This window comes from Bifidobacterium crudilactis, from assembly GCF_000738005.1.
In the GTDB taxonomy this organism is placed as follows: Bacteria; Actinomycetota; Actinomycetes; order Actinomycetales; family Bifidobacteriaceae; genus Bombiscardovia; species Bombiscardovia crudilactis.
Window position 1 is genome coordinate 242,357 of the sequence record NZ_JHAL01000002.1, and the last position, 26,494, is coordinate 268,850.

General features: G+C 57.9%; 27 protein-coding genes. 13 read left to right on the forward strand and 14 right to left on the reverse strand.

From position 1 onward, the window contains the following. Positions 1 to 86 precede the first annotated feature (86 nt). Both DB51_RS03300 and DB51_RS03305 read left to right on the forward strand, forming a co-directional pair. Positions 87 to 407, forward strand: a complete 321-nt coding sequence (locus DB51_RS03300; protein ID WP_034251744.1) for a type II toxin-antitoxin system RelE/ParE family toxin — start codon at positions 87 to 89, stop codon at positions 405 to 407. Beyond that, positions 394 to 681, forward strand: a complete 288-nt coding sequence (locus DB51_RS03305; RefSeq protein WP_034251747.1) for an addiction module antidote protein — start codon at positions 394 to 396, stop codon at positions 679 to 681. Before DB51_RS03300 ends, DB51_RS03305 begins: the two co-directional genes overlap by 14 nt. A gap of 219 nt (positions 682 to 900) precedes the next feature. On the opposite strand, the gene DB51_RS03310 is transcribed toward DB51_RS03305, so the two are convergent. The 9 genes from DB51_RS03310 to DB51_RS03355 form a co-directional block, all read right to left on the reverse strand. Continuing rightward, positions 901 to 1,104, reverse strand: coding sequence for a hypothetical protein (locus tag DB51_RS03310; RefSeq protein ID WP_034251750.1), 204 nt, complete (start codon positions 1,102 to 1,104; stop codon positions 901 to 903). A 273-nt stretch (positions 1,105 to 1,377) separates the two neighbouring features. After that, positions 1,378 to 1,857, reverse strand: a complete 480-nt coding sequence (locus DB51_RS03320; RefSeq protein WP_051867232.1) for an N-acetyltransferase — start codon at positions 1,855 to 1,857, stop codon at positions 1,378 to 1,380. Positions 1,858 to 1,923: 66 nt separating this feature from the next. Next, a complete protein-coding gene (locus DB51_RS03325; RefSeq protein ID WP_034251757.1) occupies positions 1,924 to 2,436 on the reverse strand; it encodes an HdeD family acid-resistance protein in 513 nt (170 codons plus the stop codon). A gap of 135 nt (positions 2,437 to 2,571) precedes the next feature. Beyond that, positions 2,572 to 3,126 carry an ASCH domain-containing protein gene (locus DB51_RS03330; RefSeq protein WP_202961989.1) on the reverse strand — a complete coding sequence of 185 codons (555 nt, stop codon included), beginning with the start codon at positions 3,124 to 3,126 and terminating at the stop codon, positions 2,572 to 2,574. 333 nt (positions 3,127 to 3,459) lie between these two features. Then, positions 3,460 to 3,642, reverse strand: a complete 183-nt coding sequence (locus DB51_RS03335) for a hypothetical protein (RefSeq protein WP_034251759.1) — start codon at positions 3,640 to 3,642, stop codon at positions 3,460 to 3,462. A 218-nt stretch (positions 3,643 to 3,860) separates the two neighbouring features. Then, a complete protein-coding gene (locus DB51_RS03340) occupies positions 3,861 to 5,042 on the reverse strand; it encodes a glycerate kinase family protein (RefSeq protein ID WP_034251762.1) in 1,182 nt (393 codons plus the stop codon). Positions 5,043 to 5,093: 51 nt separating this feature from the next. Further along, the gene (locus DB51_RS03345) at positions 5,094 to 5,276 is read right to left on the reverse strand and encodes a hypothetical protein (RefSeq protein WP_034251765.1); all 183 of its coding nucleotides are present in this window, start codon (positions 5,274 to 5,276) and stop codon (positions 5,094 to 5,096) included. A gap of 270 nt (positions 5,277 to 5,546) precedes the next feature. Beyond that, on the reverse strand, positions 5,547 to 5,810 hold the full coding sequence (locus DB51_RS03350; RefSeq protein WP_156958209.1) for a hypothetical protein: 264 nt from the start codon (positions 5,808 to 5,810) through the stop codon (positions 5,547 to 5,549). A 16-nt stretch (positions 5,811 to 5,826) separates the two neighbouring features. After that, positions 5,827 to 6,711: a glycosyltransferase family 2 protein gene (locus DB51_RS03355; protein WP_034251771.1), complete on the reverse strand. Its 885-nt coding sequence runs from the start codon at positions 6,709 to 6,711 to the stop codon at positions 5,827 to 5,829. 133 nt (positions 6,712 to 6,844) lie between these two features. Here DB51_RS03355 and DB51_RS03360 point away from each other — a divergent pair, with 133 nt between their 5' ends. The 10 genes from DB51_RS03360 to DB51_RS03405 all read left to right on the forward strand — a co-directional run bounded on the left by DB51_RS03360 (position 6,845) and on the right by DB51_RS03405 (position 19,136). Next, on the forward strand, positions 6,845 to 8,365 hold the full coding sequence (locus tag DB51_RS03360; RefSeq protein ID WP_051867233.1) for an AI-2E family transporter: 1,521 nt from the start codon (positions 6,845 to 6,847) through the stop codon (positions 8,363 to 8,365). Beyond that, on the forward strand, positions 8,365 to 9,591 hold the full coding sequence (locus tag DB51_RS03365) for a glycosyltransferase family 2 protein (protein ID WP_034251774.1): 1,227 nt from the start codon (positions 8,365 to 8,367) through the stop codon (positions 9,589 to 9,591). The genes DB51_RS03360 and DB51_RS03365 overlap by 1 nt, the downstream gene beginning before the upstream one ends. A 190-nt stretch (positions 9,592 to 9,781) precedes the next feature. After that, positions 9,782 to 10,672: an ABC transporter ATP-binding protein gene (locus tag DB51_RS03370; RefSeq protein ID WP_034251777.1), complete on the forward strand. Its 891-nt coding sequence runs from the start codon at positions 9,782 to 9,784 to the stop codon at positions 10,670 to 10,672. Beyond that, on the forward strand, positions 10,669 to 12,300 hold the full coding sequence (locus tag DB51_RS03375) for a hypothetical protein (RefSeq protein ID WP_034251780.1): 1,632 nt from the start codon (positions 10,669 to 10,671) through the stop codon (positions 12,298 to 12,300). The genes DB51_RS03370 and DB51_RS03375 overlap by 4 nt, the downstream gene beginning before the upstream one ends. Positions 12,301 to 12,303: 3 nt before the next feature. Continuing rightward, the gene (locus tag DB51_RS03380) at positions 12,304 to 13,773 is read left to right on the forward strand and encodes a D-alanyl-D-alanine carboxypeptidase/D-alanyl-D-alanine-endopeptidase (protein ID WP_238548292.1); all 1,470 of its coding nucleotides are present in this window, start codon (positions 12,304 to 12,306) and stop codon (positions 13,771 to 13,773) included. Between the two features lie 8 nt (positions 13,774 to 13,781). Beyond that, positions 13,782 to 14,915 carry a tRNA lysidine(34) synthetase TilS gene (gene tilS / locus DB51_RS03385; protein ID WP_034251783.1) on the forward strand — a complete coding sequence of 378 codons (1,134 nt, stop codon included), beginning with the start codon at positions 13,782 to 13,784 and terminating at the stop codon, positions 14,913 to 14,915. Further along, positions 14,902 to 15,465 carry a hypoxanthine phosphoribosyltransferase gene (gene hpt / locus DB51_RS03390; protein ID WP_084674533.1) on the forward strand — a complete coding sequence of 188 codons (564 nt, stop codon included), beginning with the start codon at positions 14,902 to 14,904 and terminating at the stop codon, positions 15,463 to 15,465. Before tilS ends, hpt begins: the two co-directional genes overlap by 14 nt. After that, positions 15,462 to 17,561 (forward strand): ATP-dependent zinc metalloprotease FtsH, encoded by a 2,100-nt coding sequence (ftsH, locus tag DB51_RS03395; RefSeq protein WP_034251788.1) that lies wholly within the window; start codon positions 15,462 to 15,464, stop codon positions 17,559 to 17,561. The genes hpt and ftsH overlap by 4 nt, the downstream gene beginning before the upstream one ends. 19 nt (positions 17,562 to 17,580) lie before the next feature. Then, positions 17,581 to 18,624, forward strand: a complete 1,044-nt coding sequence (locus DB51_RS09720) for a dihydroneopterin aldolase (RefSeq protein ID WP_162174616.1) — start codon at positions 17,581 to 17,583, stop codon at positions 18,622 to 18,624. Further along, entirely contained in the window at positions 18,621 to 19,136 is a 516-nt protein-coding gene (locus DB51_RS03405) for a DUF3180 domain-containing protein (RefSeq protein WP_034251791.1), read from the forward strand. The genes DB51_RS09720 and DB51_RS03405 overlap by 4 nt, the downstream gene beginning before the upstream one ends. A gap of 174 nt (positions 19,137 to 19,310) precedes the next feature. Here DB51_RS03405 and DB51_RS03410 read toward each other — a convergent pair whose 3' ends face one another. The 5 genes from DB51_RS03410 to rpmE all read right to left on the reverse strand — a co-directional run bounded on the left by DB51_RS03410 (position 19,311) and on the right by rpmE (position 24,792). Beyond that, complete coding sequence (locus DB51_RS03410; RefSeq protein ID WP_034251793.1) at positions 19,311 to 20,222, reverse strand: acyl-CoA thioesterase; 912 nt, start codon at positions 20,220 to 20,222, stop codon at positions 19,311 to 19,313. Positions 20,223 to 20,426: 204 nt separating this feature from the next. Beyond that, on the reverse strand, positions 20,427 to 22,103 hold the full coding sequence (gene ettA, locus DB51_RS03415; RefSeq protein ID WP_034253576.1) for an energy-dependent translational throttle protein EttA: 1,677 nt from the start codon (positions 22,101 to 22,103) through the stop codon (positions 20,427 to 20,429). 214 nt (positions 22,104 to 22,317) lie between these two features. Next, positions 22,318 to 23,235 (reverse strand): peptide chain release factor N(5)-glutamine methyltransferase, encoded by a 918-nt coding sequence (gene prmC / locus DB51_RS03420; protein ID WP_034253578.1) that lies wholly within the window; start codon positions 23,233 to 23,235, stop codon positions 22,318 to 22,320. A gap of 77 nt (positions 23,236 to 23,312) precedes the next feature. Then, on the reverse strand, positions 23,313 to 24,404 hold the full coding sequence (gene prfA / locus DB51_RS03425) for a peptide chain release factor 1 (RefSeq protein ID WP_034251796.1): 1,092 nt from the start codon (positions 24,402 to 24,404) through the stop codon (positions 23,313 to 23,315). Positions 24,405 to 24,579: 175 nt separating this feature from the next. Further along, positions 24,580 to 24,792, reverse strand: a complete 213-nt coding sequence (rpmE, locus tag DB51_RS03430; protein WP_034251798.1) for a 50S ribosomal protein L31 — start codon at positions 24,790 to 24,792, stop codon at positions 24,580 to 24,582. Between the two features lie 360 nt (positions 24,793 to 25,152). Here rpmE and DB51_RS03435 point away from each other — a divergent pair, with 360 nt between their 5' ends. Continuing rightward, on the forward strand, positions 25,153 to 26,427 hold the full coding sequence (locus DB51_RS03435; RefSeq protein ID WP_034251800.1) for an AGE family epimerase/isomerase: 1,275 nt from the start codon (positions 25,153 to 25,155) through the stop codon (positions 26,425 to 26,427). Positions 26,428 to 26,494 lie beyond the last annotated feature (67 nt).

Here is a 26,494-nt window from a genome sequence, read left to right on the forward strand (position 1 = left end):
GCCCCCGGCAATGAAAACAAGGTCATCAACCGCCCTCATTGTCTCTCGCAGTTGACACTTTATATACTGGAATATACAATTGTCGGATGAGGATAGAATCGACCCGAGAGTTCGACGAATGGTTGGGTAAGCTGCGAGACCTCAAGGCGCGAACTTCTATCTATGCACGAATGGCCGCCATCCGAGAAGCGGGGCAACTTCTGGGAGACATCCAACCAATCAGCGGGCCACTGAAGGAGATGCGTTTTCATACAGGCGCAGGGTATCGCGTGTATTTCATTCAGCGCGGCACCACGTTGATTCTGCTGCTCGGCGGCGGTAACAAAACGTCGCAAAACAAGGACATCAGGAAACTGCAAAAGCAGTGCGACCAATGGAAGGGATGGCTAGACAATGGAAACGCATGAGTTTGATATCAGCATGTTTCTGCGTGACGAACAGGAAATCGCAGGATACCTGAACGCCGCAATGGAAGAAGGAGGGTCGCATCTCGTACAGGTCGCGCTGGGCGACGTGGCCAAGGCTCGCCGTCGCATGAGCCAGACAGCAGAGGATGCCGGCATCACACGCGCCGGGTTATATCGTGCGCTTTCTGCGGACGGCAACCCATCCTACGAAAACATTGTGAACATCGCCAAAAGTCTAGGATTGGAACTCAAATTCGTCCCGGCACACCACTGACCACACATGTGGGAAGTCTGAGATTACTCTCGGACTTAGGTTCAAAACACCTCATTCTTACCAACCGCAACTGCGAGAACATGAGGATGATGTTCTTCCGGTACAGCGCCGGAAGCCTGCAACCGGTCGGCTATCAGTTCGACCAAATCTCGCGCCGTGTTCGCATCGTGGCGAGTGAGGCGGGTCGGGCCAGCCAAGAGCTCACTCGAATGCCGTATCTCAATCGTGCAACGAAGCGTCGATGACAGCATCTAGGAATCGTTGTGATTCTTCCTGGGTGGTGCACGCCACATCATCGGTATTGTCCGCTTCGGCGCGGGCAGCGATAAACGCGCTAAGCGCGTCGCTGAATGTTTTTCCATGCTTACGTTCGGCATTCTCGGATCTACGCAGCACACCCGCGTCAACCGGAATGTTCAACATGGTTCACCTGTGTTCATAGGATGCCGAATACGACTGGTTCGCAGAGCCAAACTGAACAATTTGTCCAACGATGGACAGGCCACGGTAATGAGCAACAAGAAACGAGATGCTTCTGGATTGACCTGCCGCAATACGTGTCGGGTTTCAACAGTGCTTTGGAGGACATGTGGTTTCAATTTCTGACCGATACTAGAGGGTTCACTGATGCGCTGAGTCCTGATGCGCGTTTTCTGGTGGAGCAGAAAGCAGCGCGCTGATTCTTGCTCGGCCTGCTCAGAGTACTTGGTGATAGATGAACTGTTCGCCTTTCGGCCCTTGATATGTTTCGCGCAGTTTGACGAAGCCACTGCCCTCGTAGAGTTTCTGTGCCGGGCGGTTGGCCGCGTTGACGCCAAGGACCAGTTCGTGGATATTCTCGTAGGCGGCATGAACAAAGTCGGGGAGCAGCGTCAGAGCCAGATGCGCGAAGCCTCTGCGGTGGAAACGGTCATCCGTCGAAAAACTCCGGATAAGCATGCTGTCCGAGCGCTTTGTGTACCGGTATTTGTCATCGCCATAATCCAACACGAGGAAGGTGGGGATTTCACCGCGTCCCGTAACCAGCAACACCGGATGGTATTCGTCCGATAGACGCGATACTCGGATGGCGTGTTCGGGGGTGCCGGTGAAGGAAAGATCCGATAGCTGGTAGCTCCCCAGTGCTTTGTCGAATGTTGGGTTGTATGCCAGCAGACTGACATCGTCGCGTTCCAAAGTCGTAGGCTCACTCCTTCTGTCTGCCGAGTGGAACGATTGGCCACTCGGCAGAACTATGGCCGTCTAGAAGGCGGCGGCCAGGTAGGAGATGCCGGAGAACAGGAAGTATGCTCCGACCAGGAACGCAGGGGTGAGCGCCGAGGACACCGGGTTGAACAGCAGAATGATGCCGAGAACTATGCCAAGGACGTTCATCACAATGTCGAACCAGTAATAGTTGCCTGCGGTGTTCCGATAGACGCTTGCCACGGCCAGCTCGAAAATCGAATCCAGGATGAACCAGATGGCGAAGATGTAGGGGAGTGCGATCACCCCGACGCTCGCGTTGAAGATCAGGAAGACGCCCAGAAGAATATCCACGATGCCGAGCACCAGGATATAGACGTTCTTGGCTCCGGTGAATTCGTCGATTCGTCGTCTCAGCGTCAGTTCGGACACGCCCTTGATGATTGCCAGAATAGCGAATCCGTAGACCAATGCGACCAGGTTGCTGGCAGGATTGCTGAAAGAGACGAGTGCGGTGATGATGAACAGAATCCCCACAAAGAAATAGTCCCAGTTGATTTTTTTAGTCATTACTTTTCCCTTCGATATCCATTGCACTTCCCGGGTGCAGATATGCGCTCTTCACTCCCCAGTGTAGGTCAGATGCTGGCGGAGCGGGTTCTCGCCCACGCCGCTTGCCGACTCGAGACGAAGCGCCAGAGGCCGTCAGAGTCTGCGAGCCAGTTCGAAGCGTTCGAGAACCACCGGGGTATCGTCGTCCAAGGTGAAGTCCTCGCCGTATTCTGCAAGGTATTCATCGGAGGTCCAGAACTGACGGTGCACCTGTCGCCATCCGCTGGCATCGGTGTAGCCCTCGCCCTCATCCTTGGCATGTTGGTCGTCGACATCGATGAAGCGCGTGGTTGTTATCGCGGTGTAGCGCAGAATCGCGACATCGTTGCCTGCCGAATCGATGACGACGTTGAGGTCGCCCACTTTCGGCAACGCCTCCCCGGTGAGCTCGAAGTCGCGATACAGGCTTGCGGTGCTGGTTTTGGCACCTGAGAAAATCGCCTCTAGCAACGTGTCTCGTACAGGTCCTGGATATGCGAATTCATCTTTGGGGAGTTCCGCGATCATTTCAGGTGTCAAGGAGTCCGGGTCCGTGCTTGAAGGGTCGAAGGACGGTCCCTGTGCTTCATTTGCAGAGACCTGTTCTGTTGTTGCGTCCTGTGCGGCGGTTGCGGTGAGGTCTCCCTCATTCAGCTCTGTTGTGTTCATGTCGTTGTTGTTGTCCATCGCGCTTCCTCCCGCTGTGTGTCTGTTTGCTCTTATGGGCAGGTCCGGCCTGCGCATCGTCGGCGACGGTGATCGCCGGGTTCCATGAGCTCCTATGTTGTGAGCTTGCTATGTCGTGACGGCTTCCCGTCTTCTGTATACGCTTTCTCTCGTTTGCCTCTGCAGGCATGCCGCCCGTTTGGGAGCGGAGCATTGTCTATCTTGCCCATCACTGTAACAGTGATGAATAACCGGGTACCCAGTCAGAGAGTCCAGAATACGTGAGCGGTCCACCCTGAATCAGGGTGGACCGCTCGATTGTGACCGTGGTATGCGTTACTTTTCCAGATCCGCCGGCGGCACGTCATAGGTGACGTCGCTTGTGGAGACTGGGGTTCCGGACACGTGGTCGTCCTTCTTTGACGTATCCCCGGAAATATCGGGGTCGGAAGGCACGGGCGCATCGTTGACGGGCACTCCGTTAACCTTCGGCTGTTCTTGCTTGTTCTCCTCAGTCATATGACCACTCCTTTTGGGATTGAAATGTCCTAAGCCATTGCGGAACGCATTGTATCCAACGAATCCCGAACAACACTTGACAAACTACTACAAACAGCAGAGAAGGGGCTTTGCTAACAGGGCAATGCCTGTGTTGGATACGATAGCGGGAATACGACTGTGTGGATGGGCCTGTGTGGATATATGACTCTGTGGATATGACTCTGCGGGAATAGCTGTTACCTCAATATGCGTGTGACGTTCTCGCAGCATCGCGAGAGATTCCCATATGCTTCGTGCATTGCCTGGTCAAGGGATACCGCACCCGGCGAAATGCAGAATATCGCATCGATGCCCTGTTCGTACAGATTCTCGATGCCCTGACCGATGGCACCGGTGAATGCAATCACCTTGCAGTGTGGAGCAGTTGCCTTGACTGCTCTGGCGACGCCGATCGGGGCCTTGCCGTGTGCGGTCTGAGCATCGGTCCGGCCTTCGCCGACAAAGCAGTAGTCGGCGTCGACGGCCTGCTCCTTGAGGTGAAGCATCTGAATCATGATTTCTATACCGCGGCGAATCGTGGCATTGGTGAAAGCGAGGCACCCGGCGCCGAGACCTCCGGCGGCCCCCGAACCGGGAGCGGATTCAATCTCCCTGTGCAGTTGCTCGCGGACGACTTGTGCATAGTGGCGCAAAGCGCGGTCCAGGATGCCGGTCATGTTGGGAGTCGCACCCTTCTGCGGGCCGAAGACGAGGGATGCACCAGAGGGGCCGGTAAGCGGATTGTCCACATCGCAGGCCAACTGAATATTCACATGCGACAAACGCTCGTCTTTCTTGGAGGTGTCGATGATGCTTAGCTCGGCAAGGGCTGCGCCGCCATATGGCAGGTCTCTGTTGCTGGCATCCAGCAGACGAATTCCCAGCGCCTGCGCCATGCCCGCTCCGCCGTCGTTGGTGGCGCTTCCGCCCAAACCAAGGATGATGGTGTCCACTCCCTGGTCGAGGGCGTCCCGAATAAGTTCGCCGGTGCCATAGCTCGTGGTGATAAGTGGGTTGGCGTTTGAGCTGTCGACATACTGCAGGCCGCTTGCCGAAGCCATCTCAATCACTGCGGTGTGACCGTCGGCCATCAGCCCGTATGAGGCCAGCGTGTCTCTGCCAAGCGGATCGGTCACGCGGATGCTGCGAAGACGAGCCCCGGAGGCGTCTGAATGCTCGTGGCCATCCTGTTCTTCGATGCTGGCTGAGGTGATTCCCCTGAGCAGGGTTTCCACTGTTCCATCGCCGCCATCGGCAAGGGGCAGCATCACGCAGGTGGTGTCAGGGGCGGCTCGGGTGATGCCCTCAGTCATTGCGCGTGCTGCGTCGATGGCACTCAGCGAAGCCTTGAAGGAGTCGGGAGCGATGATGATTTTCATAGCCATCCCGCCTGCGGTGCCGCCCTGTTCACGATGATTTCGGTGGTTGTCTCAGAGTTCAGAGGCGGTGTCGTCCTTGCCGGTGCTTTCGGGCAGCAGTCCGCAACCCAAGCCCAGCAGTCCAGCTATGAGACCGCAGATTCCGGCGGCCGGACCGGGGGTGGCCAGCGAAAGGGCAAGGCTTACCGCTCCGAAGGCCAGGCTGACGGCACCAATGATGATTTTTACGTGCATGATTCATTCCCTTCCATATGATTCCCGGCCCATGCCTAAGAATCTGAGCTCTTCCAACAGCATCAGCATAACAGCGCAGCCAATAAACCTTGTGTATTACGCTTTATGTGACTCTTAGCCATTTCGCTTGCATGCGCCGGAGGCTGGGGCAGAAGGTAAGGGCCTAATACGATAACTGCACTAAAAGGACAGCTTTTGGCAACAATTTCTTGGGAAAAGCTGTCCTTTTAGTGCAGTTATCTGCTCCTTTGGGTGCAGATACCGATGGTGTTACCGTCCGATGACCGTGACGAAGACAGCGAAGAGGTAGATAAGAGAAAACAGGATGCCGATGGCTGCAAAAGCCTGAAATTGCCGCGATTGGGAGGACCCGCAGATTCCCGAAAGCAATGATAGTATCGCCAGAATCACACTGAACGCCAAAGCGTGAGGAACGCTGGGATGCGCGATGGCGATGGTGCCGAGGATGAAAGACGCAAAGCTCAGGACGGATACCCGTCTGTTCCGTCGCCTGCGCGCTTCTTTCCTGGTCATCACGAAATCGGACATCTCAGTCCACCAGATCGCCGTCGTCGCGTCTGGCGATTTCTATCTGTTCACGCATCCAGACGCGTTCGGCGGGATTGATATCCATGCTGTCGAGGTATTTCTGGTACACCGGGTAGAAGGTGCGGAGCACGGGATAGAGTGCGTACAGCGTATGCTCCGGCTTTTCCGTCCTCCAGTGCTGGGGATGCGCGTCGAAGGTGTTCTTGAAACGCTTCATGTAGCTTCGGAACGACGAGAAGGATGTGTCCATCCTGCGCGCGCTCATACCGGCGATCATGCGTGGTGAGTATACGGTTTTGTATCCTTTGCCGAGCAGATGCAGGGAAATGTCGATGTCCTCGTGCATCACATCGGACTCGTCGCGGCATACCTCGCCTGCGATGGTGTGCCAGGCCGATGCACGGATGGCCATGTTGGAGCCGAAGAGTAGATAGTGTCCTCCATCGGCTCTGTAAATATTCTGCCTGATGCGGTTATCGCCTTTGAGGCCGATCTTTTTCCCGGGCATGTCGTAATAGACCACAGGGCCGGTTGCACCCATCGCTTCGGGGTCTTCCGTGAAAATGCCCGACACCACCTCTGCCCAGTCGGGTTTCAACATGCTGTCGGCATCCACCCTTCCGAGGATGTCGCCGGTGGCATGGTTGAGACCCCAGTTACGGGTGGGAATCAGGCCCTGGTCGTCATCTTGGTGCAGAAGACGAACGTTGGCATCCGGGTGTTCCTGGATGAACCGTTCGGTGACGTTTACGGTGTTGTCGGTGGAACGGTTATCTACGACGATCACTTCGTGAGGTGGCACTGTTTGTCTGGTGGCATTCAGCAGGCAGTCCGTGATGCGTTCTTCTTCGTTCCAGGCAGGAATGACTATCGAGACGGTCAGCATGCTCTCTAGGATACGTGCCCGGGCATACACAGGCGGAACGGCACCGTCCAAACTCTGTGCCCGACGCCACCGAAGATGTGTTCGGTGCGCGATAATCCCCGATGTTGTCAGTTAACAGGACATAATGGTATCTATGAGTGCTCAAGACAATCAACAGTTCGATCTGGCCGCGGTGTTCCCCCACAAGGGTGATCCACGGCGACCGCCCGAATGGTACGGCAGGGCACTTCTATACACCGGCATTGCGGTATATCTGGCGTGGTTCCTGTTCCGGTCGTGGGGCAAAGTGGAGTTCGTCGTCCTCGACATCGTGATTTCCATGTTCGTCGCCCTGGCCATGGAGCCGCTGGTGCAGATCCTTGTCCGTCATGGATGGCGAAGGGGGGTTGCGGCCGCCGTGTCGCTGGTGGTGTTGGTGCTGGTCACCATCGCGCTGCTGGTGATGTTCGGCAATATGTTCGTGCAGCAGGTGACTGGCATGGCCAACGGTCTGCCGGACTTCTACGAGCAGATGTCCAAGACCATAGAGCAGCAGACCTCCTGGCAGTTGCCTGCCATCTCCGATCTGGGCAATGAAATCGTGAAGAACATTCAGAGCTCCTGGGTGACCGATTTCGCCGGACAGGCGATTTCCACGACAGTAGGATTCATGAGCTTCCTGCTCAACTTCCTCACCGTCCTGCTGGTCACGTATTACATCTGCGCGGCTGGACCGAAGATGCGCCGAAGCATGTGCCAGTGGATGAGCCAGAAAAGCCAGCGCAAATTCGTTCTCGTCTGGACGGTGGCGCAGGATCAGATCTCAAGCTTCCTGTTCAGCCGGACGATACTTGCGGTGATTAACAGTGTGTGCATGTCGATATTCATGGTCATCATGCATGTGCCCTACTGGTTGCCTCTGGCTATTTTCTGCGGCCTGGTCTCCCAGTTCGTCCCCACGATAGGTACCTATATCGGTGGAGCGCTGCCGATTCTGTTCGCCTGGGGCAGCAATGGTCTGATGGTCGCCTTGAGTGTGCTGATATTCATCGTCGTATACCAGCAAATCGAGAATCTCATCTTCCTTCCCGCGGTATCCCAACGCACGATGGACCTCAACCCCGCCATCGCCTTCCTGTCGGTTCTGGTGCTCGGCTCGGTGTTCGGTGCGCTCGGAGCCTTCCTGGCGCTGCCTATCGCGGCGAGCTTCCAGGTCATCTTCAAGACCTACACGAAGCGCTACGAGCTTATCGACTCACCGCTGATGCAGGACCCGAAGCCGGTGAAGAAGTCGAAGGTCGTGGCGGGTGCAGAGGCCTTCAACGAGCACGTGATACAACCCGTGGCACACCACATGCCGAGAGCGGCAAGCGGTTCGAGCGCCCGTATAAAGGTGGGCGACCAGGAACTGGACGAATTACGCGATCAGCTGTACACCTCACCTACGTCAGATGACCTCGACAGTTCTGAGACGATAGCCATCCCGAAGAACGTCGTAGCATCCGGCGCGAAGCGCAGGCAGCCGCTTTCGGGCAGCGGTCCGGAAATCGCGGACGATACATCACCGGATACTCAACCAGACCCTCATGGTGCAGAGGACGAGACCGAGGCCCGGAGGTCCGACAAGAAGGCGAATCAACCTAACCGCGACAACCCGAGGAATGACTGGCGCTGATGGCACTTCTCAATATTCTTGACGTCATATTGATGATTCTCGGCGTCGTCGGCATCCTGTACCAGGCGGTCTGCATCCTGACCTCCTTCTTCGCGAAGCCCGTCACCTTTCACGACGCCCCGGCAGACAAGCATTTCGCCGTATTGATTTCGGCGCGCAACGAGGAATCGGTCGTCGGCAACCTCATAGACTCGGTTCGCGCACAGAGCTACCCTTCGCAATTGGTGGACATCTGGCTTGTGGCCGACAACTGCACCGATGACACCGCCGGCCTGGCACGTTCGAAAGGCTGCCATGTGGTGGAGCGCAACAACCTCGACGAAGTCGGCAAGGGCTATGCCCTGACGTACCTGCTCAATCACATCATCGACTCCGAGTATGCGCGCACCTACGACGCGTTCTTCGTGTTCGATGCCGACAATCTTCTCGACAGCCATTACATCGAGGAGATGAACAAGGCGTATCAGTCCGGATTCAAGATTCTCACGAGCTACCGCAACTCGAAGAACTTTGCCGAGAATTGGGTATCCTCCGGTTCGGCGCTGTGGTATATCAGAGAATCCCGATTCCTGAATTCCTCGCGGATGGTGTTCGGTTCCAGCTGTCACGTGGGTGGAACGGGTTTCATGTTCTCCAGGGAAATCATGGAACGCAACAACGGATGGAAATTCCACCTGCTCACCGAGGACCTTGAATTCACGATGGATTCCGTGCTCCACGGGGACCGTATCGGGTATTGCGGTACCGCAATCCTCTATGACGAGCAACCGGTGACCTTCCGCCAGAGTTGGCGTCAGCGTGTGAGGTGGAGCAAGGGCTTCCTGCAGGTATTCCGCTACTACGGTCCCGATTTGATACGGCGAGCGATTCGTGAACGGGACTTTTCGGCGGTTGACCTCACGCTGCTCATTTGCCCCTTCACCGCATTGGGAGCTATCCGGGTCTTCCTCGGTGCCTTGTTCGCGGCATTCGGCTTCGTCTCATGGGGTGGTCAGATAGCCGCGCTGAGCAGTTGGGCAAGCGGCATCGCACTGAGCATCCTGACCATGATGGGGCTGGCTGCGCTGACCATCGTCGCCGAGCGCAACCGCATCGGCGCCTCGAACAAGGAGCTGTTCGCATACTGCCTGAGTTTCCCCATCTACATGCTGAGCTATATACCGATTTCCTTCATGGCAATCTTCTCCAAACCCGAATGGAAGCCGATTCAGCACAAGGGTCAGTAACAAGAAGGGTCAGTGCTGTTGCTGCCGAAGAGGGGCAGCGGCGTCAGACGTCTTGGCGCAGCACGGCAGACCGTGTTGGCGGAGATTGACCGCTTGATATGGTTAAGACATGAGTACTCCACACGAAGTGATGCCCACAAGTCCAAGCCAATCAGAGAATCCCCTCGCGGAACCGCAACCCTCGCCGGCGATGTTCAATCCCAATCCAGATGCCGCAGTATCCATCCGTGGTCTGGCCAAGCAGTTCGATGGAAAGATAGCGGTCAATGGTCTGTCTCTTGACATCCCCGTAGGCTCCTTCTACGGTCTGGTCGGTCCGAACGGTGCCGGCAAGACGACCACGCTGAACATGGTCACGGGTTTGCTGATACCCGATGCCGGGGTGGCGATGGTGCTTGGCAACAATGTGTGGAGCGATACCAACCACGTCAAGCGCATCATCGGGGTCATGCCTCAGGCGGACCAGATTTTCGACCGGCTCACCGGCATGCAGCTTCTTGTCTATTCGGGAATGCTCAGAGGCATGTCTCGGACGGAAGTGAGCGCACGCGCCCAGGATCTGCTCAATGCTTTCGACCTGCAGGCCGCGGCGAATGTGATGGTCAGCGACTATTCGGCAGGAATGACGAAGAAAATCTGTCTTGCCACCGCGATGATTCACAGCCCCAGAATTCTCGTGCTGGACGAACCTTTCGAATCCGTCGACCCGGTTTCGAGCGCCAATCTCAAGGACATCCTCGTCGAGTATGCACAGACCGGCGGAACCGTCATCATCTCCTCGCATGTGATGGCTCTGGTCGAGAAGATGTGCACGCATGTCGCCATCATCAACCAGGGGCAGGTCGCTGCAGCCGGTACGGTGCAGCAGGTCGCTGCGGGGGAGGAACTGGAAGACCGCTTCCTCGACCTGGTGGGCGGACGGCACGCCGCCGCGCATCTTGCATGGCTCGATGGCGGCAATGCGGCTGGAGGCATCGCACCGGAGAACATCCAGGGCGCGGCACCTGCACAGACTCCCTCCGCGACTCCGCCAACGGCCGGAACGTATGATGCTTCACAAGGGCCGGTGAGCGGACGATGAACAGTGCATTAACCGTAGTTCGATTGAGATGGGCCCTGACCATCGCCGCCATGCGCAAGTCCTCATGGCAGTTGGTCGGATATATCTTCAGTCTGCTCATAGGCCTGAGCATGGTGGTCGGTATCGGTGTGGCAGCCTGGTTTCTGGGAACCCTGGATTTCCAAAACGGGCACTCATGGAATTTCCGCCTCCTCTACACCATCGTCGTTCTGGGCGGTGCCGTGGCCAGTCTGCTGTGCGCCCTGGTACAGGTCATGCTCATCGGAGAGGGCTCGACACTGAACCCGAAGAAATTCGCCTTGTTCGGTATTCCTGACAGAACCTTGCAAAGCGGACTGACCTTGGCCGGGCTTAGCGGCATACCGGCGATTTCCGGTCTGCTTTCCCTGCTGCTGCTCACCCTGGCATACCGGCATCTCGGCATCGGGATGATGGTGGTTTCGGTCATAGCTGCTCCATTGGCGGTGATTACCATCATGAGCGTCTCCAAACTGGTAATCTCTCTGGCATCCACGATGATGCATTCCCGCCGCAGTCAGGCCGTGCTGTACATCCTCGTTATGGTGGTCATCGTCGGTTTGAGCAATACGCCGAACATCATCATCAATTCCGGCGATCCGACGCAACTGACCCTGGACCCTTTCACGATGATTGCCCGAGTGTTCTCGTGGACGCCCTTCGGCGCCCCCTTCCAGTTGCCTTTTGACGCCCAGAGCGGGGATTGGCTGGCTCTCGTGGCTCGTGTGCTCATCATCGCCGCGACATGGGCGGTCTGCTTCCTGGGTGGGGTCTGGTGTCTGTCAAGAGACCGTAAATTCGCGGGGAAGGCCGAGCAGGCCAAAACCCTCAAGGGCATCGGTCCCTTCTCCTGGATGCCGAATTCAACATCAGGAGCCGTCTCCGCACGTCTGCTGAGCTATCTTCGCCGTGACCCAAGGCAGGCGATGTTCCTGCTGTTCCCCTTGATTTTCTTGATTCTTTTTGCACTGCAGTCGGGAAATCTTCCTGAGCTGGTATGGATGGCTCCGGCCTTTTCTGCGCTGTTCCTGGTTATGGCGGAGGCGAACGGCCTGGCATACGATGGCCGTGGCTTCATCATGCAGGCCATCATCGGCGTGAGCGGACGAGATGATCGCACCGGCAGGGTACGCGTGTATTGCAGCCTGGGTAGCGTCTATCTGCTGTTGACTTGCCTGGTGTCCGCCGTCGTGGCACGCTCCTGGACCAGTTCGAGCGGCGTCCTCACGGCAGTGGTCGTCACCGGATGTTCGCTCGGGCTGTTTATGGCGGGTCTCGGCATCGCAGAGATTTTCTCGTGCATCTTCATGTATCCCGTGGCCAGCATGGACAAGCCGTTCTCGTCCCCGCAGGGCAGAGCGCTCGCCCAAGGCTTCTTCCCCTTCATCCACATGTTCGCCTGCATCGCGGCGATGCTGCCCACCGGAATCGTCGCCATCGTCCTTGCGGTGACCTCGGTGCAGGGGTTGTGGTGGATTCTCGCACCAGTGGCGCTTGCGAACGGTGTGCTGTTCCTCTATCTCGGTGTGCTGCTCGGAGGTAAGCTGATGGATGCACGGTTGCTGAAAATCGTCAGCACACTCGATGGTTTCGCCTCGTTGCAGAAATGAGATATGCGGTTGTCCGATAGTTCCGAAGAACGTTCTCAGTCAACCCCTCGGCGTCATATGCGCCGGGGGGTGACCGTCGTCATCAGCTCCGTGCTGACCTTGTTGCTCTGTCTGGCATATGTCGTGGGGGATGCCTTCGACGTCGTTCCCGGGTCTCTGACCTTCTCCGGAGTGTCTCGACCGACCTTTTCGACCGCACAGCAGGCCTTCAAGAGCTCCACCTTGATGACCTCGGTCGAGCGCGACAAAGCCGTGGATGCGGCTGCCGCGACCTCGGCGATGAACACGCTGCTGTCTGCCGAGGGTGTGGGCAATGACTCATCGGTGGTCATCGCGGACGGAACAGGCAAGGTCGTCGCACAGCACAATGCCGACACGGCAAGGGAACCTGCATCCACGCTGAAGACGCTGACAGCTTTCACCGCATCCACCGTCCTGGACATGAACTCCACACTCGACACCGAAGTGTATCTCAACCAGACAGGCGCTGATGGCGGTGCTCAGCTCATCCTCAAAGGCAACGGGGACATGCTGCTGTCCGATGGGGAGAACGACTCCGCGCATATCAACGGTCGCGCCGGTCTGGGTACGCTGGCCAGGGAAAGCGCCCAGGCGCTCGCCGCACGCGGCATATCCTCTGTGCATCTGAGCTATGACGATTCGCTTTTCGGGTCGGATAGAAAACCCGACGGCATCGAGCAGAACGATGCGGAATGGCGATATTTCGCCCCCATCTCGTCCATGGCCGTCGACGGCGGGCGTCAGTGGACCGACACCGTCAAAGGCGCAGACCCCGACGTGGAGTCGAGCTATCCCACACGTTCGACGCAAACGGCACTTGACACGGCCAACACCTTCGTGGCTCTGCTTGCGGGCAACGGCATCACCGTCAACGGAGCACCAGCAGCAGGCACCGTTCCACAAGGCATCTCCGCGCTGGTGAAGGTACGGTCGGCCAAGCTCTCGGAAATCATGGCCTTCATGCTGAGGAACTCCGACAACACGGAAGCCGAACTGCTGGGCAGGCTCAGCGCCATCAAACTCGGTACCGAAAACAGCTCGGCAGGGGCGGTCAAAGCCGTCGAACAGACATTGCAGCAACAGTCGATACAGTCGTCCGGACTGCACATGGCGGATTGCTCGGGCCTGTCACCGGGGTCGACCGTCACGGCAACCACACTGAATGCGATACAGCAGCACTTCATCGCCTCGGGAAACGGCCGCTGCTGCAGCCGAAGGCATGTCCGTCACGGGGTTGGTGGGTACCGCCGCCGACAGAGCGACGAATGCCTCGCCAATGGGCTGCTTAGGGTGAAAACAGGGACGCTGAGCACCGTCACGTCGATGGCGGGCAACGTGTCCAGAACATCCGGGGGGCTCCTGACCTTCGCCGTGATCGTCAACAATCCACAGAACGCGTGGTCGGCCACGCTGGCCATCAATGCCTTCATGACGAAACTTCCCGAACTGTAGGCGCACTGATGGCATATTCGTCGATTCTCAAACACATGCTTGGTGAAGTGAGGGCATGTCTGGAGGCGGAGGGCATCACCCGCCAGTCCAGGAAGTTTCTTGAGCACGGACACCATCCTGCAGGGCAGGACAGCCCCCTGGTGATGGTTGCCTGTTCAGGGGGTAGGGATTCAATCGCGCTTGCATCGCTGGCGCATACGGTTTGCGGGATGTTGGGCGTGCGCTGCGGCGCAGTGGTGATTGACCACGGCCTGTTCGAAGCTTCCGCCCCATTGACGCGCACGGTGGTGGAACGGTGCCATGGCATGGGACTGTCACCGGTGGTCGATCGCAGAATCCAGGTGCTGCCCGGAGGCAAGGGCGTTGAAGCCGCGGCCCGTGAAGCCAGATATTCGGCCATCTGCGACACCGCCCGTAAAGAGCAAGCCGCACTGGTGCTGTTGGCGCATACCGCCGACGATCAGGCCGAAACGGTGCTGATGGGATTATTGCGCGGTGGAGGACTGAGTGCGCTCGCAGGCATGCCACGAAGCATGAATCGGGACGGTGTTCGTTTCGCCAGACCTCTCCTCGATTGCACTCGTCGACAGACAACCCAGGCATGCAGGGATCTGCACCTTGAGTGGTGGGACGACCCCAGCAATGGTGAAGGGGTCGGTACGCGGCTGAGTGCCGAGTATCCCTTGCGATCCCGGGTACGTCACGACCTGATTCCGATGATCGAAGAATTCTGGGGGAGCGACATCGTCACCCAGCTTGCCGTCGGGGCGAAATCCGCTCGATGCGACCAGGACTATCTCGAGAGACGCGTGGACGAGCTCATGGACGCCGTGGTCACCCTGCACGAGGGAACGGCAATCGGTGAAGCATCACCGTTTGAAGATGCTTCGACAGGCGAGGTCGCGCTTTCCGTCGATGCGAAGGCCCTGGAGAGGGAACATCGAGCCATTCGTTTGAGAATTCTCTCGCGCAGCCTTGAAAGTCTTGGCTTGGCGCCGGCTCGTCGACACGTCGAGGCAATGGATAATCTCATCGTCAAGTGGCACGGCCAAGGTCCAATCGTGATAAATGGTGGATATTCCGCGTTGCGGCGAGGGCACGTCATTCTCATATGCAAAGATGGTGGGCATGCAAATTGCTGATATTCAATCGGATATTGACCACGAGTTGGTTTCTAAGGATCAAATCGACGCGAAGATCAAATCGGTAGCCAAACAAGTAAGTATTGATTACGCAGACAATCCGCCGCTGCTGGTGGCCGTGCTCAAGGGGGCGGTGAATACGCTGACGGCCTTCTCACAGGCCCTGAGCATTCCCGTGCAGATGGATTTCATGAGTCTGTCGAGCTATGGCAACGGGACGGAAAGCACTGGAACCATTACGGTTCGCCAGGATTTGAGTGTCGATGTTCGCGGCAGGCACATTCTGATAGTCGAGGATATTGTTGATTCAGGCCGTACATTACAGTGGCTTATGGGTGAGCTGAGAGACAGAGGAGCGGCTTCGGTGGAGGTTTTCGCCTTATTGGAGAAACCTGCACGTCGTGAAGTCGAATTTGATGTGAAATACCGGGGTTTCGAGATTCCGGATGAATTCGTCGTCGGTTTTGGTTTGGATTACCGCGAGGAATACAGGAATCTTGATTCCATCGCGGTGCTCAAACCACAGGTGTATCAAGGAGAACATGCATGAGCTATCCTCAAGGGCCGCAGCAGAGGCCGCCGGCAGGTAACGGCGGAAATCGGCCGGGGAACGGCAACAATCCCTTCAATAATCCGGGTCATAATGACAATGGTCAGAACGGCAAAGGGCCGAATCAGCCCAACCGTCCGCTGTGGCAGATGCCACTGCTCTGGCTGGTCGTGCTTGGGCTGCTGTTCGCGGTGGCGCTGCAGTTGTTCTCCATGGGCGGTCCGAAAACCATCGACACCAAAGACGGCTTTGACCTGCTGAGCAAAGGTGAGGCCACCTACGCCCAGATCACCGAAGGCAAGCAGCTTGTCACGCTGAAGCTCAAGGATGATTTCGTCAAGACGGACCCCAGCACCAACAAAACCGAGAACATGGGCAAGAACGTGCAGTTCTACTATGTCTTCGCCCAGGGTGGCCAGGTCGTGCAGGCAATCGACAAGGCCGATCCCAAGGATGGCTTCAACTCGGTGGTGCCTCAGACCAGCATCTGGTCGAGCCTGCTGGTGAGCCTCCTGCCCCTGCTGATCATCATGGGCATCTTCTGGTTCTTCATGAGCCGCATGCAGGGCAGCGGTGGTGGATTGTTCGGCATGGGCGGCAAGAAGAATTCAGGCAAACTGCTCGACGGCAAGACCCCGAAGACCAAATTCGCGGATGTCGCCGGTGAGGCCGCCGCGGTCGAGGAGGTCGAGGAGATCAAGGACTTCCTGAAAGACCCTTCGAAGTACAAGGCCCTGGGCGCTCGAATTCCGAGGGGTGTGCTGCTGTATGGCCCTCCAGGAACCGGAAAGACCCTGCTGGCCAGGGCCATAGCGGGCGAGGCCGGGGTGCCCTTCTATTCGATGGCAGGCTCCGATTTCGTCGAGATGTTCGTCGGTCTGGGAGCTTCGCGCGTACGCGATCTGTTCGAGGAAGCGAAGAAAACCGCTCCGGCCATCATCTTCATCGACGAGATCGACGCCGTCGGACGCCGCAGAGGCTCAGGCATGGGCGGCGGACACGATGAGCGCGAACAGACCCTGAACCAGCTGCTGGTCGAGATGGACGGATTCGACAACGACACGAACCTGATTATCATCGCAGCCACCAACAGGCCGGACGTTCTGGACCCCGCCTTGCTCAGGCCAGGACGCTTCGACCGTCAGGTCGGCGTCGAAGCTCCCGATCTGGAGGGGCGAGAGGCGATTCTCAAGGTTCACGCCAAAGGCAAGCCCTTTGTGCCCAATGTCGACCTGCATATGGTCGCCGTACGCACACCAGGTTTCACCGGCGCCGATCTGGCGAACGTGTTGAATGAGGCCGCACTGCTGACGGCCCGTTCCGATGCGCAGCTGATCGACAACCGTGCCATCGACGAGGCGATAGACCGCGTTCAGGCGGGACCGCGCCGCAAGTCGAAGGGCATGGCCCTCAAGGAGCTGCGCAACACCGCGTATCACGAAGGCGGGCACGCTTTGGTGGCCGCGGCCCTGCACAACACCGATCCTGTCACGAAGGTGACGATTCTTCCTCGAGGGCGCGCATTGGGCTATACGGCCGTGATGCCGACCGAAGACAGGTACTCGCAGTCGCGCAACGAACTGCTCGACCAGATGGCGTATGCCATGGGCGGCAGGGCAGCGGAGGAAATCGTCTTCCACGACCCGACCACCGGTGCATCGAACGACATCGAAAAAGCCACCAGCATCGCCCGCAAGATGGTCGTCGAATTCGGTTTCTCGACTCGTCTGGGTTCCATCAAATGGGCGGACGATGACGACCAGACCACGGTTATGGATGGTTTGCAACCCCGCAAGTATTCTGACGAGACCGCACGGGTCATCGACAGCGAAGTGCTTGAACTCGTGGAGAATGCGCATACCGAAGCGTGGAATATCATCACCGAGAACAGGTCCGTCCTTGACGACCTCGTCCGCCAGCTGCTGGTCAAGGAAACCCTCAATGAACAGGAGCTCAAGGAGATTTTCAGCAATCTGAAGATGTCTCCTGAGCGCAAGGTCTGGCTGTCCAACGAGCACAGGCCAGACTCCGACCTCCCTCCGGTTGAGATTCCCGAATCGCTTAAACGCGATGCAGGATTGCAGCCGGGAGAGTGATGTCGGCGTAGATTCAAGAATGGATACGATACGGCTGACGGGAATCCAAGCCGACGGCAGCGCTCAGAGCGAAGCCGCCGGTATCGGGTTCCCGTCTTTGCGTGCGGATGTGACGCTCTTCCTCGATCTGCAACAGGCGGCCCGCACCGGAGACATCACCCAGACCGTGGACTATGAGCAGATCGCACGAAGGGTCGCTTCGGCACTGCAGGTGGGAGCACACGAGCTTCTCGAGTCGACCGCGATGGCCGTGGCCGAATCGGTGCTGCTGTCACACAGGGTCGAGCGTGTCGAGGTGACGCTGCATCAGCGTCGTCGTATATCCGCGGTATCCCTTGAGGAAATCTCCGTAACACTTCACCGCAGTCGAAGCCAGACGTCCGATACATCGCAGCCCAGAGTCTCCTCGTTGACAGGAGCGGCCTTCACCAGTGATGAGCGCAGGCATGCCGTTGCCACTGAAAGCCCGGATGACCGGTTCGCCGAGGATGATTCCGAAAGAGGAGAAGGCCGAACCGGCCAGACCGCGATGCCTACTGCCGTGAGACATCAAGCGATTATCGCCATGTCTACGCAGCATATGCGCGATGCCAGTCGATTGTTCCGCATGTCGATTGTGATGTTGGACGGGGTACCGGGCAATCAGGTGCTGGGCATCTCGCCACTGTATGGATTTCGTTCGGAGAAGGATGAGAGGCACTGCAGCGCTGTGGTCATGGTCGACTGTGTAGTGGGCACGGATGAACTCAACGGTGTGCTGCATTCGATAGAACGGTCAGCTCTTAGCTCGGATGCCACCCGGCAGGAAGCACGGCAGGGCATGAGCATGCATCTGCTGAGATATGACGAACATCGATATGTCAGCGCCGAGAATGACGGTGACGAATACTCCCGCAGCTATCCGGAGGTCCGTGAGGCATGGGCTGAACTGGAACGCAGCGCGCAACAGGACGGTTCGGGCTCTCGAACGGCGGAGATGGAATCATCCGGCATCGAAGGCCACAGGCATCATCCGGCCGTCAGTAAACTATCGGACGATTGGATTCTTGGAGGGATGGCATGAAGGCACGTCGCACACCCTGGTGGTACTACCTTGTTGCAGCCCTTCTCGGATTGATCGGTGGGGCGGGTCTGGTGCGTCTGACCGAGAGCAGTCAGCTCAACGTCCTGGGGGCCCCGTGGTTCGTTTCTGCCATGTTGGTGCTGATAGCCCTGGTGGTGCTGTACATGGCATGGCAGGTTCACCTGTATGTCAAAGGCAAACGTCGCGAGATGGACGCTGCCCGCGCCGTGAACACCTTGGTTCTGGCCAAGGCTCTCGGACTTGCCGGTGCAGCGCTGCTCGGATGGTATGGCGGACAGGTGCTCATGAGCCTGTCGCACGCCGAGGCACCCTTCTATGCGGAGATCATCAAGGAATGTCTGTTCGGGGTAGGGGCCGCCCTGGTGGATATGGTGGCCGGCATCGTTTCGGAACGCCTGTGCCAGCTTCCGCCGAATCAGGGACCCGAGCATCCGCGTGTCAAGGCGGCTCGACGCCGCAAGAGCATGGCGAAGGCCGCCAACAAGGAGTGATATCGCTTTACAATGCTGCTGAATGTCGTTTGTGTAGGGATTTCTGTGAGAACAGGGCATATTACTGCATGTGCCCTGACGGTATTTCGCCATTACGTAGGGGCGTAGTTCCTTGAATCATATGAAATCCCTACACAAACAGACCCAGGTACATACTAAGACTCCCCTATAAGGTCACTCGCTGGCCTTAGGAACCCGAATCATGGCTTCCTGAGCCATCGCTGCCACCAGTACGCCGTCACGCGAGTACACCTTGGCCTGGCTCAGCCCGCGCCCGTGTGCGGCCGTCGGAGTGTCCTGAACATACAGATGCCACTGGCTCATGTCGACATCCCGATACCACCACATGGAATGGTCCAGCGAAGCATAGGAAATACCCGGAGTGCTCATACTCAATCCGGCTCGACGCAGCACGGGCTCCATCATGATCTGGTCGCAGCCGAGAGCCAGCATCGCACGATTCATCATCTGCGAGACCTCGGCCTTGCCGTCCGTACGCATCCACACCATTTGCCTGCCGGTATCCTCCGATACCGCATGCTTGTCAACACCGAGAAGAATCGAAGGCGTGACATGGCGAATGTCGAACGGGGACTTGGTCGCGTAATACTGGGCAAATGGTGATTGCTCGGCAAAAGGTGCCATCAGCTCCTTGGCGCTGCGCAGACCTTCCGGGTCCGGAATGCCCTCGGGAATGGGGTCGGCGAACTCGACGCCTACCTGGTCGGGGATCTGGAAACTGGCGATTGCGGTGAGAATCGTGCCGTCGGCCTGGGTCGCATTCACGCGACGAGCCGAGAAGGAGCGGCCATCACGCAGATTCTCGACATCGAACAGCACATCCTGATGGATATCGCCCGCTGCCACGAAATAGCCGTGAATCGAATGGGGGAGACGGCCTTCAGGCACGGTTTTCCCGGCGGCGATCACCGACTGGGCGATCACCTGGCCGCCGTATACGCGCCCGGTAGGAAAATACAGGCTTTCACCATTCACATACGTGTGGCTGCGATAGGCGGATGGTTCGCCGAGTTCCAACACCTTCACCAAACGCTCCAGCGGAGTCTTCGTATCCGTACCTGGCATAATTCCCCTTCAATGTCGCTTCGTCATTGCCCCAAGCGCCCATTCGCGGACGAGGCCCTTGCGTTCTGCTGATTAGTCTAACGGCAGCAGGTAAAAAGCTCTGCAACTTGTGTAACGAATAGGTGCAGATAGGTAAACGCAAGGTGACGGGTCGGCCACATCCCTTCTGGCCGACCCGTCACTGTTGTTGATGATTGCCGATGCTTATCGGCGCAGCTTACGATGCAGACGGTGAGGTTTCGATGCCTCTTCGCCCAAACGGCTGACCTTGTTCTCCTGATAGGCCTGGAAGTTGCCTTCGAACCAGTACCAGTTCGCCGGGTCCTCGTCACTGCCTTCCCAAGCCAGGATATGCGTGCAGATGCGGTCGAGGAACCAGCGGTCGTGGGAGATGACCACGGCGCAGCCGGGGAAGCCGAGCAAGGCGTTCTCCAGACTCTCCAAGGTCTCCACATCGAGGTCGTTGGTGGGTTCGTCCAGCAGCAGAAGGTTGCCGCCCTGTTTCAGGGTCAGCGCCAGGTTCAGACGGTTGCGCTCTCCACCGGAAAGCACTCCTGCCGGTTTCTGCTGGTCGGAGCCCTTGAAGCCGAAGCTCGCCACGTAGGCTCGTGTGGGAACCTCCACGCCGGCGACCTCCATGAAGTCGAGTCCGTCGGAAACGACCTCCCAGAGGGTCTTGTCGGGGTCGATGCCCTCGCGGTTCTGGTCCACGTAGGAGATTTTCACCGTATCGCCGATTTCCAGCTTGCCGCTGGTGACATCCTCAAGTCCGACGATGGTTTTGAAGAGCGTGGACTTGCCGACGCCGTTCGGTCCGATGACGCCGACGATGCCGTTGCGTGGCAGCGTAAAGCTCAAATCGTCGATGAGCACGCGCTCACCGAAGGCCTTGTGAATGTGTTCGGCCTCCAGCACCTTGGAGCCGAGGCGCGGCCCCGGTGGAATCTGCACTTCGGAGAAGTCGAGCTTCTTGTTCTGACGTGCCTCCGTCTCCATCTGTTCGTAGCGTTCCAGACGAGCCTTGTTCTTCGCCTGACGTGCCTTGGGGGAGCTGCGCACCCAGTCCAGTTCGGAGTTGAGACGCTTCGACAGCTTCGCATCCTTCTGGCCCTGGACTTCCAGACGCTTCGCCTTGGTCTCCAGATAGGTGGTGTAGTTGCCCTGATAGGGGTAGAGATGACCGCGGTCCACCTCGCATATCCACTCGGCCACATTGTCCAGGAAGTACCTGTCGTGGGTCACTGCCAGCACGGCGCCCTTATAGGTGTGGAGGAACTGCTCGAGCCACAGGATGGATTCCGCGTCCAAATGGTTGGTGGGCTCGTCGAGCAGCAGCAGGTCGGGAGCTTCGAGCAGGAGCTTGCACAGTGCGACGCGACGACGCTCGCCACCGGAAAGCACGGAGACGGGGGTGTCTGAGTCGGGGCATTGCAACGCGTCCATCGCCTGATCGAGCTGGCTGTCCAGATCCCAGGCGTCGGCTGCGTCAATCTGCTCCTGCAAGGTGCCCATCTCGGCCATCAGCTTGTCGAAGTCGGCATCGGGGTTCGCCATCTCCTCACCGATGGCGTTGAAGCGGCGAATTTTCGCCTTCATCTCTCCGAAGGCCTGCTCGATGTTCTCGCCGACGGTCTTGTCCTCGTCAAGAGGAGGCTCCTGCTGAAGAATCCCCACCGAGTATCCGGGGGAGAGCTGCGCCTCGCCGTTGGAAACGGTATCGAGTCCGGCCATGATTTTCAGCAGTGTCGATTTGCCCATGCCGTTAGGCCCGACCACGCCGATTTTGGCACCCGGGATGAAACTCAGTGTGACGTCGTCGAGGATTACCCGATCGCCGAAAGCCTTGCGTGCTTTGATCATTTGGTAGATGAAGTCAGCCAACTTGTTCCTGCTCTCACATTGCTTGTAGTGTATTGCTCGTTGCTTGATTGCCTTGATTCGTGCACTCACGATTTCCCAATGACAATCCGGTCATATATCCGCTACAGCTTAGCTGAGATACTTGACGGTTTTCTGGTGTTCACGCAGCGCATCTCCTTAGTCCCTGCGCAAGCGGAGGATTGCCGGTCATGGTGTGGCGATTATGGTGTGGCGATTACAGTCTGGCGACCAGAAAACGAGGGCGCCCTGTAAGGTCGGCTCCTGTACGAGCGTGTGTGAACCCCGCTTCCAGGGCGCTGGCACACAATGCCTCAGCCTGGGAGATATCATGCTCCATGACCAGAGCGCCGCCGGGATGCAGGAAGGAGAAGGCTCTGCGAATAATCTCGGTAGGAATGCGCAAACCATCCCTCGAACCGCCGTACAACGCCACGTCGGGGTCCCAGTCGGCAACCTCGGGCTGTTGGGGGACATCGCTTTCAGGAATATAGGGCGGATTGGAGATGACCAGATCGATGGTGCCATTCAATTCCGCAAGCGTGTCCGCATCCGTGGCATCTGCCAGGGTGAGCCGATACCGCTCGGGGGAGATGTCTCCGGAAGCCACGAGAGCGTCGCGGTTTTTCAAGGTCCATACGCTCGCTTCATGGCTCATCTCGACCGCCCAAATCTTGGACCCGGGGATTTCCTTGCCCAGTGACAGACCGATGATTCCGCTGCCCGCGCATAAATCCACGATGCGTGGTGCGGTCACGCCGGCCCCCTGCAGCATATCGATACCTGCCTGCACCACGGTTTCCGTTTCGGGACGCGGGATGAACACCCCGTCACCGACCTGTACGTCGATATATCGAAAGCAGGTGTGACCCACAATGTATTGCAAGGGTTCCCTGCGTATTCGTCTCGAGACTCTGGCTGCCAAGACGGTGAGTTCGCTCCTGACAACGCCGACCGTACGGGGGCTGCCCGTCTGCGCTCGTTCCAGCATCTGCGCGACGGTGAGGTCGAGAATCTCGGCCATGCGCAGGTCCGAGCCCTCTACCGCAAGGCTGTCGGTCACCAGCAATCTGGCATCATGCTCCGGTGTGTCGATTCCCGCGGTCTGCAGGCGATGACGTATATCGCCGAGCAGTGTCGCGACTGGCGTCGCGGTCGTCCATCCGGCATGGTCGCCTTCGTACGAGCGCGTGGGTATATGCGGCACGATACTCACCGCTGCTTTTCGAGTCTTTCCGCTTCGTCGGCTGCGATGTCGGAGTTGATAACCTCCTGCAAATCGCCGTCAAGCACCTGATCGAGGTTGTAGGCCTTGTACCCGGTGCGATGGTCGACGATGCGGTTTTCGGGGAAGTTATAGGTGCGTATACGTTCCGAACGGTCGAGGGAGCGCACCTGTGAGTGGCGCATGTCGGCCGCTTCGGCCGCATCCTGCTCATGCTTCATGGCCAGCAGACGCGATTTCAGCACCCGCAGGGCCGCCTGACGGTTCTGAATCTGCGATTTCTGATCCTGCATGCTGACCACGATTCCCGTGGGAATATGCGTCATGCGCACGGCGGAATAGGTGGTGTTCACGGATTGCCCACCGGGGCCGGAGCTCATGAAGATATCGATTTTCAGGTCCTTGGCGTCGATGTCGATTTCATCATCGTCATCCTCGGCTTCCGGGAACACGATCACGCCAGCCGCCGAAGTCTGGATACGTCCTTGCGATTCGGTTACTGGGATGCGCTGCACGCGGTGCACGCCGCCCTCGTACTTCAGGCTTGCCCACACCCCGTCTTCGGGGGCGACGTTGCCCTTCGCGCGGATGGCGAGCTGAATGTCCTTGATGCCGCCGAGCTCGGTGGTGTTCTCGTTCATCACTTCCGTCGACCAGCCGCGCTTCTCGGTGTATCGCGTATACATGCGCAGCAGGTCGCCCGCGAACAATGCGGCCTCTTCGCCGCCGCTGCCCGCCTTGATTTCCATGATGGTGTTACGCGAGTCATCCGGGTCACGCGGAATCAGCGCGGTGCGAAGTCGCTCGGTGACTTCGGGAAGCCTGGTCTCCAATCGTTTGGCTTCCTCGGCGAAGTCGCTGTCCTCCGAGGCCATCTCCTGAGCGGCTTCAAGATCGTTCATCAAGTGCTGGTACTCGCGGTAGACCGTGACGATGGAACCAAGTTCCGCATGACGGCGACCGAGTTTGCGCATGGCATTCGGATCGGAGGCGACCGCAGGGTCGCTCATCTGCTGTTCGATGCGCTGATACTCACTCAGCGCCGTGGCAGCGGCGGGAAATTGTTCATCGGATGGCACTCTTGACCTCTTATCAATAAAAAATGTACATATGTCGGTATCATGCGGCAATGCTCGTGATACCCAGGAATACTCGTCTGTTACAGCAAATCCGCTTCAAGGATGAATATACAAAAACGCCAGTCCGGTTCCAGACATGTCAGACATGCCCGAACCGAGGCTGGCGTTACACAAGCTACTTGTTCTTCTTACCGTAGCGAGCTTCGAAGCGTGCGACGCGGCCACCCGTGTCGAGAATCTTCTGCTTGCCGGTATAGAAGGGATGGCACTTCGAGCAGACGTCGACGGTCATATGATCGCCTGCTGCAGTGGAGCGCGTAACGAAGCTGTTGCCGCATGAGCACAGCACTTCTACTGCGTGATATTCAGGATGGATACCCTGCTTCATGGTTACTCCTAGGGTTCAAGGGACCCGGGTCGCCATACCCCGATGGCAGACGTGAACCGGAACCTACGAGATTATACGTCCCGGTCCGGATTTGCGCCTGAGGCTCATACCGGGGGCGTCGATTCAGGGCGAGGCTGCCGGGATAGCCGAACAGGCTCATCGCACCAGGCTCTTGGCGTGTTGATGCGTGCGTATACATGCGTGTCGGCATAACCGGTCATCCGTCAGGACCCATGTCTGGCAGGTGTCTATACAATGAGTATAGATTCGATGCACTTCAGGCAAAGAACCGCTGACTCAAGACAAGGACGTCTTCGCGCAGGCGGATCTTCACCCTGTTGTTTCTGAAAGGAATCAAGCATGACAGTTGACCGGCAACACGATTCTGCGGCCTATGAGTTCGGCGGCACCAAGCATCTGCACTTCCTGGAAGCCGTTCGAAAGGACCTTTGGGATTTCGGTCGTCGCTTTCCGGCCCCACAGGGTGGCTCGTACTGTTTGGACACCCTTGGAAACCCTGTTCCCGCGCAGGGAATACACACCTGGATATCCAGCCGGATGCTCCATGTGTATGCACTTGGCGAAATAGCCGGGCATCAAGGCAGTGAGAGACTTGTCGACTGCGCACTTGCCGGGCTGGCCGGCATACTCCATGACGATGAACACGGCGGATGGTATTCGTCAATCAACGCTGACGGCACGCCACAAGCCGACAAAGTCTGCTACGCACACGCTTTCGTGATGCTGGCAGCCACATCGGCGACGCTGACATGCCATGCAGGTGCTCGGGATGTGCTCGACGAATCAGTCGACGTATTCATGGAACGGTTCTGGGACGACGATGAAGGGCTGGCCGTCGATACCTGGAATGCGGACTTCACCCAACTGGATACTTATCGTGGGCTTAACGCGAATATGCACACCGTCGAAGCGTTTCTGGCGCTCGCGGATGTCTTGCATCAGGAGGAATGGCGTGAACGAGCGGGAAGAATCGTCGCCAGGGTCTTGCCTTGGGCGGAAAGGAACCATTGGCGGATTCCCGAACATTTCAACAAGGATTGGGAAGCTCTGCTGGAATTCAATGACGACAGGAAGGACGATCAGTTCAAACCCTATGGGGCAACTCCGGGGCATGGCATCGAATGGTCGAGGCTCATCGCGCAATACGCCTTGAGCAGTTTGAGCATCGCCGACACCACCCGACGGCATCTGATAGCCAGCGCGACGAATCTCTTCAATAGGGCGGTCCTTGACGGCTGGGCGAGTGCGGAGGGCAAACATCCCGGGTTGAGCTACACCACTGATTGGGAAGGCGTCACCGTGGTGGGCGACCGCATGCATTGGACGCTGGCCGAGGGTGTCAACGCTGCGGCCACGCTGTACGCCGCCACGGGGGACGAGCGCTACGCGCAGTGGTATCAATGCTTCTGGAACTATATCGACGAGTTTGTGATGGACCACACCCACGGCTCCTGGTTCCACCAACTGGATGCGCAGAATACCGTAATCGGTACCGTCTGGCCAGGCAAACCCGACCTGTATCATGCTCTTCAGGCGACGTTCATACCGCAACTCAGTCCCGCATTGTCGGTGCTGCCAGCGCTGAAATCGCAACTGGAAGAGATGGCATGGTAGATAATGTCCCGCTGTAAGGGGCATCCCGTCACTGCCGGTGTGTGCTCGAACGGAATCAAGGCATGTG